We start from the raw sequence: 14,688 nt of genomic DNA on the forward strand, positions 1-14,688 counted from the left end.
AAGGATAAATATGTTTGGTAAAATTTTAGTAGTAGATGATTCTCCAGTTAATTTAAAGCTTATGGAAAAGAAGCTTAAGGATGAATATTATGATGTCTTACTTGCTTCAAGTGGAGAAGAAGCTTTGCAACTAATTGAGGATAATAGACCTGATTTAATACTTTTAGATGTAGTAATGCCAGGTATGAATGGATATGAGGTTTGTCAAACAATTAAGAATAATCCAGAGACATTTTATTTGCCAGTGATGATGGTAACCTCTATGGAAGATAAAGATTCTAAAGTTAAAGGCTTAGAAGTAGGTGCGGATGATATATTAACAAAACCTGTTGATGATGTTGCTTTATTTGCTAGGCTTAACTCTCTTTTAAGATTGAAAATGATGGCTGAACAGTGGATAATTAGAGAAACTGCTTTACAAGATAAAACTGTTTTGCCAGATCATCTTGATATGTATTTTGGTAAGAAATGTAAATACTCTCATATAATGGTTGTTGGTAGTGATGATAAAGAGCTAGTGCAGCTTAAATCTCCTTTAAAAGAGAAGAGGTATAAGGTTATATACACTAAAAATATAGATGAAGTTGAAGTATTAAGTGAGCAGAAAAAAATGGATTTGTTTGTTATAAGCTTATCTGTTGGAGGAGAAAATGCTTTAAGGCTTAGCTCTAAAATAAAATCTAAAGAGCTAAATAAAAATACTCCTATATTAATAGTTGGTGAAGAAGATGATAAAAAGGTCTTCATTAAAGCTTTAGAAATTGGTTGTAATGACTACATTGTTTCTCCATTTAATAATCATGAGTACCTTGCTAGAACTTATACTCAATTAAAGAAAAATAAATATCAACAACAACTGGAAAAGAACTATAAGAAAAGTCTATCTTTAGTTTCTGTAGATGAGCTTACAGGTTTATCTAATAGAAGATATTTATACTCTTATTTAGAGAATATGTTTGAAGAGATGAAAACTAAAGAACAAAGCATTGCAGTTTTAATGATTGACATTGATGATTTTAAAGGTGTTAATGACACTTATGGTCATTTGATAGGTGATGAAGTTCTGGTTGAATTTGCTTCTAGATTAAAAGGAGAGTTTAGAGATTTTGATTTAATTGCTAGATATGGAGGGGATGAGTTTATAGCAGTAATCCCTTACATAGATGAGAAAAAAGCAAGAGAGATTGCTGAAAGGGTTAGGAAAGTTATATCTGATAAGCCTTTTGCTCTTACATCAGATCCATATAAATTAGATATAAATATAAGTGTAGGGCTAACTTTAACAAAAGATTTTTATAGAACAGCTGAAGATGTTATAGAAGATGCTGATAAGGCTCTTTACGAAGCTAAGAGAACAGGTAGAAATAAAACTTGTGTTTGCGAGGGAGAGAATCTTTGTAAGCTTTAAAGTTCTGATATTGTAACATATTTGACTTTTTTGTGTTTTTGTGGTAATATAAGTTCAAATAATTGAATTTATAAGGAAAGTTAATGACAAACGATATTGTATTAATCGGCAAAAGCAAAAGATTTAGAGCTCAAATAAAAGAGCTTGGTTATAATGTAATAACTGAACCGCTAGGTATGTCAACAGAAGACTTTATAAGTGAACATAATTTTGATATAATTATGTTTGATAAAACATGCAATAAGAATTTAGAATTATGTAAAAAAGTTAAGGCTAACTCTGATTTACTTGGTGTGTCTGTTTTTTTTACAGATATTAAAAGTAGTAATGAGATTATCAAGGCTCTTACATATGGAGCTGATTTTATTCATAATTTGAGTAATAAAGATATATTAAAAGCAACGGTTAGCAAAGCTTTGTCTAATAAAAAGAGTATATTAGATATGTCAAAATTAGCTTTGACTGATTCGTTGACTGGCTTTGATAATAAGAGAAGTTTTGAAGCATTTAAAAAAGTATCTACTGAAGATGCTTTGTCTATATTTTATATCGATGTTAATGATTTTAAATATGTTAATGATACCTATGGTCATAGTGTGGGCGATGAGGTTCTGAAACAAATCTCTAAAAGATTGAAGGATGATTCAAGAAAAGGTGATTTACTGTTTAGAGATGGGGGAGATGAATTTGTTTTGGTTACTCCTAAGGTGCAGGAAAAGTATTTGCCAAGTTTAAAGAAAAGAGTAGAAGAGTCTGTTTCTCAAGGTTATGTAGAGACAGGTGATGGTAATAAATTAAAACTTAATATAAGTGTTGGAGCTATTAATAAAGAATCTGGCGAAGATTTCGATGAAATTCTTAAAAAAGCTTGTGAAAACATGAGAAAAAACAAAGCAGAAATTAAAAGAAAAATAAGTTTTGTTAGATGTAAAGGTTGTACAGCAGGGGCTCATAAATGTTCTTGTGAATAAAACTTGACTTTTTTTATATAATAGTGTAAAAAGGTAGCTCGCTTGTATGTATTTATATACAATGATTAAAACTAAAACAGAATAGGAATATATAATGTTCGCAGTTGTAAAAACAGGTGGCAAACAGTATAAGGTCGCAGTTGGAGATATTTTCGAAACTGAGAAGTTGGAAGCAGAAGAAGGTAAAACTGTTTCTTTGGACCAAGTTCTAATGATTACTGACGGAGATGATGTAGTTGTTGGGGCTCCACTAGTTGAAGGTGCGGTTGTTAAAGCTGAAGTTGTTGCTCAAAAGAGAAACAAAAAGATTCTAGTTTTCAAAAAAAGAAGAAGACAAAAATCTAGAGTGAAAAACGGTCATCGTCAAAATGTTACTGTATTAAAAGTCACAGAAATTAAGAAAAAATAATTATTTTTTCGAAATAAGTTAACTGTTTTCTCGAATCGATAATGTATTAGAGAAAAACAAAAAGGAGAAACGAAATGGCACATAAGAAAGCAGGGGGTAGTTCTAATAACGGTAGAGATTCCGCTGGTAGAAGACTAGGTGTTAAAAAATTTGGCGGTGAAGCGGTAATTCCAGGAAATATCATTATTCGTCAAAGAGGAACAAAATACCACCCAGGTGAAAATGTAGGTATGGGTAAAGATCATACTATATTTGCTCTTGTAGAGGGTAATGTTTCATTTAGAGAGAAAAAAGGGAAACAGTTTGTTTCAGTAATCTCTAAATAATAACATACAAAAAATAAATTTTAATTCTTTTTTATAGAATTATTCAATCCCCAGCTTTTAGCTGGGGTTTTTGTTTGATAATGCATTATAATTTAATAGTTTGAGAGCAGTCTTTTATTTCATTAAACAGGTTGTCTTCAGTGCCTGTCATAAATACTTGTGAGCTTAAATTTTTTAATTCTTCAAATAAACTGTTTTTTCGTTCTAAATCTAAATGAGCTACTAGCTCATCTAACAATATTATAGGGGCTTTCTCATGAGTTTCTTTCATCTCATGAGCAAAAGATAAAAATGTTGATATTAGTAATGATTTTTGTTCTCCTGTAGAGCATAGGCTTGCAGGCATGTTTTTATCAATGTATGTTACCAAAAAATCTGATTTGTGAGCTCCAATAGTTGCTCCGCCTCTCATGGCATCTCTGTGTCTGTTTGCTAAAAATTCATCAAATGACATTTGAGATACAACTTCTTCACTGTGTTCTTTTAATAAATTTTCAAAATGACCAGATATTTGTATATCTCCTTTAGGGAAAATGCTTATATTATCTTTTTGAATTTGAGAATTTAAGTTATTGCAAAATAATATTCTTTCTTTGGCGATTTCAATTCCTTTTTCTATCATAACTTGCTCAAGCTTTAAAAGCCATACAGAGTCATTAAAATTCTCTTTTAATATCTTTGTTCTGTCTTTCATTGCTCTGTCATATTCAAAGAATAAATGTGATAAATTTGGTTTTAAATTTATCATCATTTTGTCGAAGAATTTTCTTCTTGTTGATTTACTTTCTATGAATATTTTATCAATTTGAGGTGTTAGCCAAATTATAGATAGATATTCAGATAGCATAGTTCTTGATTTTATATTTTCTTGATTAATTCTTATAATTCTTCTTGCTGATTCTGGAGATAAAATACCTGTTCCTAAATTGTGCTTATTATCATCTATATTTAGCTCTATGTTGATTCCCCAAGGCAAGCTAGGGTTTTTAATGTTTTTAAAATTTTCGTTACTACTTTTTCGCAGTCCTTTACCAGGGGAAAATAAACTTATGGCTTCTAAAATATTGGTCTTTCCAGCTCCGTTCTGCCCGCTTATTACAACGAACTGTTTCTCGGGTTGAAAAGAAAATGTTTTATTGTCATAATTTCTGAAATTATTAATAGATATTTTAGAAATTATAGTTTTATTATCCATGAATTAATTCTCCTAAGGAGGATGATATATTATTTTGAAAATTTATTCAATGTTAAAGTTAGTGAATCTGATATAATGATATATATTCATTTTATGAATAGAGTTTAAATGATTTTGTTCTGTAAAAAAAGACCCTGTTTAGTATATATCGATACTTGAAGGGTCTTTTTTTGTATAACTAAGAATAGTTAAAATCTTTTTATTTATGTTCTCATAGGCATTAGAACATAAACTGCTTTTTCATCTTCTAAATCTTTAATTAAAGCAGGAGATGCAGAGTCTGATAAATTGAATTCACATTGTTTTCCTGATACTTGAGCAGCAACTTCAATTAAATATCTAGAGTTAAAGCCTATTTCTAGCTCTTCACCAGAGTAAGTAGCTGCGATTTCATCTTTAGCAAAGCCGCAATCAGGAGCATTAACAGAAATGTTAACTTGATTTTCACTTATTTTAAGAGAAACAGCACTTGTTTTATCTGTAGCAACTGTTGATACTCTGTCAACTGTTGTAGAGAACTCTTTTGGATTTAAAGTTAATACTTTATCGTTCCCTTTAGGTATAACTCTTTCATAGTCAGGGAATGTTCCGTCTATCAATTTTGATGTGAATTTGATAGAGTCAATTGTGAAAATAATTTTATTCTCAGATAGGTTTATGTTTAGAGCTCCGTCAAAAGAATCAACTAATTTTCTGATTTCTAAAATAGTTTTTCTAGGAATAATAACTCCAGGCATTCCTGCAGAACCTTGTGGTGCTTCTATTTCTACTTTAGCCAGTCTATGGCCATCTGTTGATACAGCAACTAAATTACCTTCTTTTTCGTGGAAGAAAACACCGTTTAGATAATATCTTGTTTCTTCTGTAGATATAGCAAATTTTGTTTTGTCAATTATTTTTGTGAAATCGCTAACTGAGATAGAAAAGTTAAATTCACTTTCTTCATTTGACATTACAGGGAAGTCATCACTTGGTAAAGATCCTAGATTAAAGTTTGATTTTCCAGATGAAATTGAAACATTTATGTCATCGCTTTGTTCAATAGTTACTTGACTGCCGTCTTGTAATTTTCTTACGATATCATATAGAGTGTGAGCTGGAACTGTTGTTGCTCCTGATTCAATAACCTCTGCATCAATAGATTCAATGATTTCTATATCCATGTCTGTAGCTGTTAATAAAAGTTTATTGTTTTCTGCTTTTATCATAACATTAGATAAAATCGGAATAGTGTTCTTTCTTTCAACTATGCTTTGAATATGAGATAATACTCTAAGTATTGAACTTTGTTCTACTATTATTTTCATAAAATTTCCCTCTTTAAATATTAGTCTTTATAATTTTTATATCAGTATTCTTTTATAAATGCAAGTTAAAAACAGGTTTAAAAATAAAAATAATGCTTGCAAAATGAGTTTTATTACTTTAATCTCTTACAAGTAAAAATAAGGAGGATTACTAGTTTGTCAGGGCAGAAAGAGCACGGACCATTATTTACTATCTTATTGACTTCCATGGTGATTGCAATCTTTGGTTGGGGTATGTGGTATGTTTATAAATATGATATCATGAATGTGCTTAGATGGATTACATATGCTCAGCTTTATGTGATTGATGTTTTTGTCAATAATGATGTTATAGTAAGAGCTAAAACTGCTTTATTAAGTGCTGAAAAGAGCTCTTTGGATCTTAATGATTTAATTAAGCCAACAATGTTTTTGGCTGGTTATTATATGAGATATGTATTTACTCCTTTTATGTTATATATGGCTTATAAAGTTATAATGGTTCCTTCAAAAAAGCTTTTAAGAAAGAAAATGGATTTAAATGGAATGATAAGGTATCAGGCAGAAGCTTGGCCTTATATCAAGCCTTTTATAGATTATGATCCAGGAAAAGAAAGCTCAAGAGCTCAGGGGGATCCTGTTCCTAGAAAACTAAAAGTATTTGCGGAAGCTTTATCTCCAGAAGATTGGATTGTTTATAATGATATAAGTGTAGATTCAGATAGCTATGAGTTTGATGAGTTAAAGGCTAAAAAAGAATTTCAAAAACAGCTGGGCGAGAGGTGGAGAGGTTCTGCTAAGTTGCCAGAATATCAAAGAGCTTTGTTAGCAGCTTTTGCTTTAAAAGGTGCTAGAAAAAGAGAAGCTGCAGATGCATTTTTAGGAGACTTATGTTCTCTTTGGACAAGAGAAAAAGGCTTCGAAATGACAAAAGACATTAAAGCTAGAGTTTCTAAAATTCTATCAGATCCTAAGGTTGGACACGAAGCAGTTAAAATTGCAAATAATAATGCCTATGTAAATTCAGCTATGTTGAATGTTTTAGAATGGGCAAGAAAAAGAGGTGGTGTTTTGGCTCCGGCTCAATTCTTATGGTTAAAAGGTGTAGATAGAGATTTATGGTATGCTTTAAATTCTTTAGGGAGAAGAACATATTTCTCAGAAGGTTCTGGTGCTATAGCTCATTATTATGCAGAGAAATCATTAGGAAAACCTCTGGTTACTATAAATGTAGATAAAGCAATAGAATCAATAAAAGATTACTTTGATGAGCATTATCCAAATATACCTGTAAAAGAACAAGGAGAAGAAAATGAAAATAGTTAAGAAAAATTATAAAGTTAAAGTTTCTGGAGGTAAAATAAAAGTTGCGACCTCCAAATCTACTATCAGCATTGATATGAATACTTTTGCTGTTTTAAAACTAGAGCAAAAAGCAAAACAAATAATTGTATTAGATGGTGATGAAATTTATGCAACAATAGACTTTGATAATGTGGCAGATGCTAAAGATGCTCAAGAGGTTATTTCTAAAAAAACTTTAAGAAAAAATAAAACATTTAGAACACCTGTATTTATTGCTAAAATATTATTAGCAATATTTGCAGTTTATTTTTTATTAAATTTAACAGCATCTTTTATTAGAGTTTCAGAACAAAATTCTGCAATTATGAGAGAACAAGCTATGAGAGCTGCTGCTATGCAACAATCTGATATGAGTGTATACTCTGATATAGATAAAGCAAAAGGTGTGGCTATGCCTGTAGAAGATATTTTTTCTATGAGCAAGTAATAAATATAGGTAGGTAAAAGGGAAGTTATATAAATGGCAAAAGATACCAATCTGGAATTTGAAGGGGCAAAGTTCGATATGAGAACCCCAGAGCAAAGGATAAGTGAATTCTTATCTAAGCCTGAGGTTGCTTGTTCTATATTCGTTTTTAGTGTCTTTTTAATGTTCTTCCTAAAATCATCTCTGTATTTTGTTAATTTAATATTTATTATAAATTTACTATTCTATTTCTGGTATAGAAAGCTAGATATAGGTCTAGAATATAAATATCCATTACAAAGTAAAGGAATGAAACATCACCCAGAATGTAGTAAAGCTGATGGTATGATGTTCTTAGGTAACCAAAAGAAAAAAGATGCCGAAGATAATAGAGAATTATGGATTTCTAACTCTGATGCAAGAACTCATATACTGTTTTTAGGTACTACAGGTTCTGGTAAAACAGAGGGGTTAAAATTATTATCAACTAATGCTCTTACTTGGGGGTCTGGTTTTGTTTATGTCGATGGTAAAGCTGATACGGATTTATGGGCTTCATTATACTCGTTGGCTAGAAGATTTGGTAGAGAAGATGACCTTCTTTTATTAAACTACATGACTGGTAACTCTGATGATGGAGGAAAGTCAAACTCTATGAACCCATTTGCAAATGGTTCTGCTTCGTATCTAACTAATTTATTAGTTGGTCTAATGGATGAAGCTGGTGGCGATAATGCTATGTGGAAAGGTAGGGCTATATCTCTTATGACAGCCATTATGCCTGCTCTTACTTGGCAAAGAGATCATGAAGGACTCCTGCTTGATGTTGATTCAATTAGAAAAACTCTAACACTTGATAAAGTTGTAGCTCTTTATAGAAATAAAAATTTACCAAAGAAAATTGCAAAAGGTGTGTTTGGTTATCTTGATACTTTACCAGGATATGTTGACAGTGCTTTTGATGATGATGGTAAAGAAAAACCACAAGGTCCAGATGATCCTCCACATGATTTGTCTACATGTTATCAACAACATGGATTTCTATCAATGCAATTTACAAGATCATTAGGATCTTTAGCAGATGAATATGGGTATATTTTTAAACAAAATTTAGCAGATATAGACATTAACGATGTGGTTTTAAATCGTCGTATGATGGTTGTTATGATTCCTATTTTAGAAAAATCTGGAGATGAGGCTGCTAACTTAGGTAAAATCGTGGCATCTTCTATTAAAGGTATGATGGGTGCTTCTCTTGGTTCCGATGTTGAGGGTAGCTGGCAAGATATTATTGAAAATAAAGTAACAAGAGCTAATTCTCCTTTCGTTACTATTTTTGATGAGGTAGGTTATTATACATCTCAAGGTATGGCGGCTATGGCAGCACAAGCCCGTTCTCTTGGTTTCTCTCTTGTTTTTGCAGGACAAGATTTGGCAGCTATGGAGAAGAGGGTTAAAGAAGAGGCAAAATCAATTACTGCTAACTGTAACTTAAAAATATTTGGTAAATTAGAAGATCCTGGTCCAACAAAAGATTTCTTTGAAAAGAATGTTGGTAAAATTGATGTTGTTGTACAAAAAGGATTGGAGCTTAAGACAGGGTTCTTCAAATCTAAAGTTTCTAGAAAAGAAGGGTTGTCTGTTGAATCATCAAGTATTGTTAGTTATGGTGAATTGAGAAAACAAGGGCCGGGGCATGTGCATATGGTATTTGGAGGTAAGGTTGCTGAAGTTCAAATGACATATATTCAACCTTCTAAGCTTCCTGCTATTAGAATGCAAACTTTCTTGAAAGTTCAACCAGGTATATCAGAAAGTTTTAAAGAAAACTTTAAGTTTTCTGAACAATTGATGAGTAAATTTAGAAACCCAAATTGGTCAGCAGCTAAAGATATTGCAGTTGATGGTTTATCTGAGAATGAAATCTTAGCCTCTGTAAAAGAGGGGTTCCAGAATGCTTATGATAAGAGCAAACAGGGAACTGAAACAGGAACTGTAGCGATTTCTAATTTATTCTCAAAAGAAGATCTTGATGAAGATGAAAATCTAGATTATTTCTCTAAATTCTTTGATGATGAAGGAGATAGTAATAAGTCTGATGATGATGATTTTATGAGCTTATTAGATAATAAAAAAGAAGAAAACATATTAGATGATATGGACCTTGATGATTTCCAAAAAATGTTAGATTCATATAAATCAGATGACTTCAAAGACACTCCTCCATTCGCTGATGAAGAAGAGGTAAAGCAGATAAAAGAAGATGCTAATAAAGAAGATGTTTATAAACCTACAATTGATTTAACAAATACTCTTCCATGGGAGCAGAATAACCAAGATATATCTGATGAAGTTGTTAATAATGCTCTGAACGAAATATGGGGTAGAGATCAGATAGATGCTCCGATAATAGCTAATGAGTCTAAAAAAGAAATGTCAGGTGATTTTGTTCAAGCTATGAAAAAGTATTTATCTCCAGATGGTATGGATAGAAAAGCAGTTGTTAATGCTATATTAAGAGCAACAGCTGATTTAATATCTGATAATGTTGCTGTCGCTGGAGATCATGCTGAAAGCCTAAAAGAATTTGCTGAATCTATATCAGAAGAAGAATTAGAAACTAAACCAGAAGTAGTTGAAGAGAATAAAGAAGAAGAGATGTTAGAAAAGTCTGAAAAAGACCTCGAAAATGATGATATTAGTTTAAGTGAAGTCGAGACAGAAGAAGATTTTAATGATTTCTTCTCATAGAAAGTGATTGTTTATGAATAAAATAAGTAAGGTTTTTGTTGTAGCTGTTGGGCTATTCTTAGGAGCATGCTCTTCAGTTAAAGTTGTTGATAATCCTGATTTCGAACAGTGGTTAAAGCAAGTTAAGGTAGAGGCTATATCTCAAGGTATATCAAAATCAACAGTTCAAAAAGCTTTTGAAAAAGTTTCTTTCAAAGAGAGGTTAATTTCATTAGATAGAAATCAACCGGAAGTTAAAAAGACAATGGCAGTTTATTTAGAACAAGTTGTTAATCCAGTTAGAATAACACAAGGTCAAAAATTTTATTTAGAAAATAGAAAAAAATTAAAGCAGGTGTCTGAAGAGTATTCTGTACCTGAAGAGTTTATAGTTGCACTGTTGGGGTTAGAGACTAATTACGGAGAAAGATTTGGTAATGATTATGTAATTGGAGCTTTAGCAACATTAGCTTATGATAAAAGAAGATCAGAATTCTTTAAAAAGGAATTATTTAATGCTTTGAAAATATTAGATGATGGACATATCTCAATAGATAATATGAAGGGCTCTTGGGCTGGAGCTATGGGGCAAAATCAATTTATGCCATCCAGCTTTATACATTATGCTGTTGATTATAATAAAGATGGTAAAAAAGATATTTGGAAGAGTAAAGATGATGTCTTCGCATCTACCGCTAATTATTTAAAAAGAGCTGGTTTCGATAAAAATCAAAAATGGGGAAGAGCTGTTACTTTGCCTGAAAACTTTGATAAAGAATTGTTAGGTCTTGGTACAAAAAAAACGGTTCAAGAATGGGAAGTTTTAGGTGTTAGAAATAAGAATGGTTTAGAATTACCAACATCTAATATGCAAGGATCTATTATAGCTCCAGATGGACTTGAGGAGCAAGCTTATTTAATCTATAATAATTTTAGAGTTTTTATGAAATGGAATAGGTCTTATCATTTCGCAACTTCAGTTGGTCTTTTATCTGATAGAATTAGAGAAGTTAAATAAAAAAGTTGAAAATATATTTTTTATGTATATAGTAGTACTCAAACGGAGTATTTATGAAAAAAAGTATCTTAATTTTAGTTTGTTTATTCTTATTAAGCGGGTGTACAGGTGTTCGCTTAGTTGGTCATGTTTTTAAACTAATTTTGCCTTTTGATAATACAGAAGAAGCAAAGGGAGTTTATAAGGTGGGTAACCCTTATGTAATAAATGGTGTTAAGTATTACCCAAAAGAAGATTGGGAATATGATAAGATTGGTGTTGCCTCTTGGTATGGGGGCGGAGATGATGATTTCCATGGCAAAAAAACAGCTAATGGAGAGATTTATAATACAAGAGCAATGACAGCAGCTCATAAAACTTTACCAATGCCTTGTTTTGTTAGAGTAACGAATCTGAAAAATGGAAGAAGAGTTATTTTAAGAATTAATGATAGAGGTCCTTATGTTAAAAATAGGATAATTGATGTGTCTCAAAAAGCAGCAGAGCTGTTAGGCTTTGATGATAAGGGAACAACAAAAGTTAGAGTTCAAATTCTAGGAAAAGAAAGTAAAAAAATTGCAAGGTTAGCAAGAAGAGGGAAAGACATATCTAATATAAAATATCCTAAAGATGTTAGGAAAATAAAAGTGGTAGAGAACGATATGGATAAGTATATATATAAGTCTGAACCTGTATTGGTTAACAAGAATATATATGTGCAGGCGGGGTCTTTTTCAATTTATGAAAATGCAGAGAAAATGAAATTAGCATTAGAGCAATTGGGTAATGTTAAGCTTGAGGAAATTGTTATAAATGGTAGCACCTATCACAGGGTGCAAATAGGACCTATGGCTTCTATTGAAGAAGCTGATTCAATGTTAAATGTTTTATCAGGGATGGGAATTAACTCATCAAAAATAACGATTAAATAAATTTAAATATTTTTTATACTTTTGTTGATAGTCTTGCGGATACTTGTAGCATCGGTAAGATTGAAACACCAAATAAGATTATACCAGACATTGTAATTGCTAAAGCAGCGGAAATCTGCATAACAGGTGTAAATAGAGCAACTCTTTGAATGTATAGATTTTGGTATTGTTCAGCAATGTTTTCAAGGTTTTCAGCAATTTGTTCTCTATCAGAGGCAAGCATTAAAGCGGCTCTATCAGTTGGATGTAGCATTCTCATACCACTTGCCCATTTTTGACCTTTTTTAAGAGCATTTAAAGCTCCTTTGAAATCTTCTTTTAGAGCTCCTGGTTTACAGTTGTCTAAAGTTGATTTGATTGCTTCTTCCATTCTAACACCTGACTTCGCAAGAAGAGATAATCTGTGCATATTAATATAGTTATCTTGAGCAAGAATCATTTCTCTATAAAATGGAATTTTTAATATAATTCTATCAGCAACAACAGGAACTACTCTTTTCACAACAGTACTAAGTAAAAATAGGGCTACTAAAATAGTTAAGAAAATTGCCATCATTAGACCACTCCACCATGCAAGAGTGTTGATGAAGTCTGTATTAATTAAATCTTTATTTGATTTCATCAAGGACATTTCCATGATTTTAGGACTTAAGTACATATTACTTCCGATAAGAATTATACCTGCTAAGAAAAATGAAATAAATGCACCAACTACACCTCTTTTTGATCCACCTTTGATGCTATTAATTTTCTTTTCAAACTCGGCTGCTTGTTTTAGTGAAACCCAAGTTTGTCCAGATTGAGCACCAACTTTAATAATAAGTCCAATCGCTCCAGGAAAGTTCTTTTTATCTTCTGCAATAGCATCTGTTACATTAACACCCATTTCAGACTTCTCTAAAAGAATTCCAGCTGCATTGCTTATTCTTCCTGTAAAAGAGTCTCGTATCAGCCTAAGAGCCTCAGTAGTACCAACTCTAGCGGCAAGCATTGTGGAAAGTCTGATAATGAAAATATATCTTTCAGATGGAGACATTCCTCTTTCGAAAATACTTTGAGTTTGTTTTCTTGTTATGGCTTGAACCATACCATATCTACGAGCATTTCTTTTTGCTTGCTCTACATTGGCTGCGGTCAATGTTATTGTTTTATTTTGACCTCTAGATCTAACCTTTACTAAATATGTATTTGCCATAATTCTTTCCTTTGCTTTTAATATATTTATAATTATAAAAAAAATAAATTGCAAGTTTTTTATTAAAGTGCTAATTTACAAATCATGTTAAGAAAATTATACAATAAAGTTATGTCTCTATCAGATAGAAAATCAGCCATGTGGTTTCTGGCAGCTATATCTTTTATAGAGAGTTCGTTTTTCCCGATACCTCCGGATGCACTGTTAATACCAATGGTTCTTTCTAATAGGTCAAAAGCGGTTAAGATAGCTTTTGTTTGTACATTGTCTTCTGTGTTAGGAGCTTTATTTGGTTATGTAATCGGAGCTTTTTTATACGATAGTGTTGCTGAACCTTTGTTGGAACTGTATCACTATACTGATAAATTTAATAGTTTTAAAGAATTATATAACTCTTGGGGGTCTTGGGTTGTGGCATTTTTTGGATTCACTCCATTCCCTTATAAAGTAATTACTATTACAAGCGGAGTAGTTAATCTTAACTTATTAGTATTTATAATTGCCTCAATCCTATCTAGAGGAGCTAGATTCTTCTTAATTGCAGGATTGCTTTGGAAATGGGATGGAAAAATAAAAGATTTTATAGAAAGAAGATTAGGTCTTTTGACATTTTTATTTTTCGCACTAATACTAGTTTGCTTTTTTGCTCTAAAATATATTATTTAATAACAGGAAAAATTTAATGAAAAAAGAAAATTTATTATATGGGATACATGCTGTATCTTGTGCTTTAAAAAATGAAAAAAGAAAAATAAATCGCATTTTTGCTACTCTTAAAGGAATAGAAAACTTGGCTAAGTTTGCAAAAGTAGATAAATATAGAGTTGTTATAAAGAAAAAACATGAAATTGATGATATGTTGCCAGAAGGAGCCGTACATCAAGGAGTTGTATTAGATTGCGAGCATTTAAATAAAGTTACATTAGAAGATTTTATAAATAGAGCAGGCGAAAAAAGTGTGGTTTTAATTTTGGATCAAGTTTCAGACCCTCATAATATAGGTGCTATAATTCGTTCTGTTTCTGCTTTTGGAGCAGATGCTGTAATCGTTCAAGAGAAAAATTCTCCAAATATAACTGGGTTAGTTGCTAAGATAGCTTGTGGTGGAGTAGAAGAATCTCCAATGGTTAAGGTTGTTAATCTATCTAGATCTATGGAAAAATTAAAGGAAAATGGTTATTGGATAATAGGGCTTGATGAAAGAGGTAAGTGTGAACTTTCTTCTACAGGATTGCAAGCTGGCAAAATTGCAATTGTTCTAGGAGCTGAAGGGCCAGGTATAAGAGATTTAGTACTTAAAAAATGCGATCTTTTAGCAAGAATACCTATGTCTCATAAATCTAAAGTGTCATCAATCAATGTTAGTAATGCTGCGGTAGTTGCTCTTTATGAGTTTTTTAGAAAGTAAAAGGTTGACAAAAGTATTTAAATCTATATCCTATATTCAATAATATATAGTTAAGGAGAA

At 31.4% G+C, this 14,688-nt stretch carries 14 protein-coding genes; 11 read left to right on the forward strand and 3 right to left on the reverse strand.

Translation table 11 applies throughout. From position 1 onward, the window contains the following. Positions 1-10 precede the first annotated feature (10 nt). The 4 genes from OIF36_04500 (at position 11) to rpmA (ending at position 3,114) form a co-directional block, all read left to right on the forward strand. Positions 11-1,408 (forward strand): PleD family two-component system response regulator, encoded by a 1,398-nt coding sequence (locus tag OIF36_04500; GenBank protein MCV6599716.1) that lies wholly within the window; start codon positions 11-13, stop codon positions 1,406-1,408. Between the two features lie 83 nt (positions 1,409-1,491). Then, positions 1,492-2,379: a GGDEF domain-containing protein gene (locus OIF36_04505; GenBank protein MCV6599717.1), complete on the forward strand. Its 888-nt coding sequence runs from the start codon at positions 1,492-1,494 to the stop codon at positions 2,377-2,379. Positions 2,380-2,473: 94 nt separating this feature from the next. Then, on the forward strand, positions 2,474-2,788 hold the full coding sequence (gene rplU, locus OIF36_04510; protein MCV6599718.1) for a 50S ribosomal protein L21: 315 nt from the start codon (positions 2,474-2,476) through the stop codon (positions 2,786-2,788). A gap of 74 nt (positions 2,789-2,862) precedes the next feature. Next, the gene (gene rpmA, locus OIF36_04515) at positions 2,863-3,114 is read left to right on the forward strand and encodes a 50S ribosomal protein L27 (protein MCV6599719.1); all 252 of its coding nucleotides are present in this window, start codon (positions 2,863-2,865) and stop codon (positions 3,112-3,114) included. 85 nt (positions 3,115-3,199) lie between these two features. On the opposite strand, the gene recF is transcribed toward rpmA, so the two are convergent. Both recF and dnaN read right to left on the reverse strand, forming a co-directional pair. After that, on the reverse strand, positions 3,200-4,309 hold the full coding sequence (recF, locus tag OIF36_04520; GenBank protein ID MCV6599720.1) for a DNA replication/repair protein RecF: 1,110 nt from the start codon (positions 4,307-4,309) through the stop codon (positions 3,200-3,202). A 203-nt stretch (positions 4,310-4,512) separates the two neighbouring features. Next, positions 4,513-5,616 carry a DNA polymerase III subunit beta gene (dnaN, locus tag OIF36_04525; GenBank protein ID MCV6599721.1) on the reverse strand — a complete coding sequence of 368 codons (1,104 nt, stop codon included), beginning with the start codon at positions 5,614-5,616 and terminating at the stop codon, positions 4,513-4,515. A 156-nt stretch (positions 5,617-5,772) separates the two neighbouring features. On the opposite strand from dnaN, the gene OIF36_04530 reads away from it, so the two are divergent. The 5 genes from OIF36_04530 to OIF36_04550 are packed head-to-tail and all read left to right on the forward strand — an operon-like array spanning position 5,773 to position 12,025. Further along, positions 5,773-6,921, forward strand: coding sequence for a hypothetical protein (locus tag OIF36_04530; protein MCV6599722.1), 1,149 nt, complete (start codon positions 5,773-5,775; stop codon positions 6,919-6,921). Next, on the forward strand, positions 6,908-7,387 hold the full coding sequence (locus OIF36_04535; protein MCV6599723.1) for a hypothetical protein: 480 nt from the start codon (positions 6,908-6,910) through the stop codon (positions 7,385-7,387). The genes OIF36_04530 and OIF36_04535 overlap by 14 nt, the downstream gene beginning before the upstream one ends. A 33-nt stretch (positions 7,388-7,420) precedes the next feature. After that, the gene (locus tag OIF36_04540) at positions 7,421-10,117 is read left to right on the forward strand and encodes a TraM recognition domain-containing protein (GenBank protein MCV6599724.1); all 2,697 of its coding nucleotides are present in this window, start codon (positions 7,421-7,423) and stop codon (positions 10,115-10,117) included. A gap of 13 nt (positions 10,118-10,130) precedes the next feature. Then, complete coding sequence (locus OIF36_04545) at positions 10,131-11,114, forward strand: lytic murein transglycosylase (protein MCV6599725.1); 984 nt, start codon at positions 10,131-10,133, stop codon at positions 11,112-11,114. Between the two features lie 53 nt (positions 11,115-11,167). After that, positions 11,168-12,025 carry a septal ring lytic transglycosylase RlpA family protein gene (locus OIF36_04550; GenBank protein ID MCV6599726.1) on the forward strand — a complete coding sequence of 286 codons (858 nt, stop codon included), beginning with the start codon at positions 11,168-11,170 and terminating at the stop codon, positions 12,023-12,025. Between the two features lie 13 nt (positions 12,026-12,038). On the opposite strand, the gene OIF36_04555 is transcribed toward OIF36_04550, so the two are convergent. Then, entirely contained in the window at positions 12,039-13,220 is a 1,182-nt protein-coding gene (locus tag OIF36_04555; protein ID MCV6599727.1) for a type II secretion system F family protein, read from the reverse strand. A gap of 84 nt (positions 13,221-13,304) precedes the next feature. Between OIF36_04555 and OIF36_04560 the strand changes: the two genes are divergently transcribed. Continuing rightward, a complete protein-coding gene (locus OIF36_04560; GenBank protein MCV6599728.1) occupies positions 13,305-13,886 on the forward strand; it encodes a DedA family protein in 582 nt (193 codons plus the stop codon). Positions 13,887-13,902: 16 nt separating this feature from the next. Further along, positions 13,903-14,628 carry a 23S rRNA (guanosine(2251)-2'-O)-methyltransferase RlmB gene (rlmB, locus tag OIF36_04565; GenBank protein MCV6599729.1) on the forward strand — a complete coding sequence of 242 codons (726 nt, stop codon included), beginning with the start codon at positions 13,903-13,905 and terminating at the stop codon, positions 14,626-14,628. Positions 14,629-14,688: the final 60 nt, after the last annotated feature.

The sequence above is a fragment of the Alphaproteobacteria bacterium genome (assembly GCA_025800285.1).
Lineage (GTDB): Bacteria > Pseudomonadota > Alphaproteobacteria > JAOXRX01 > JAOXRX01 > JAOXRX01.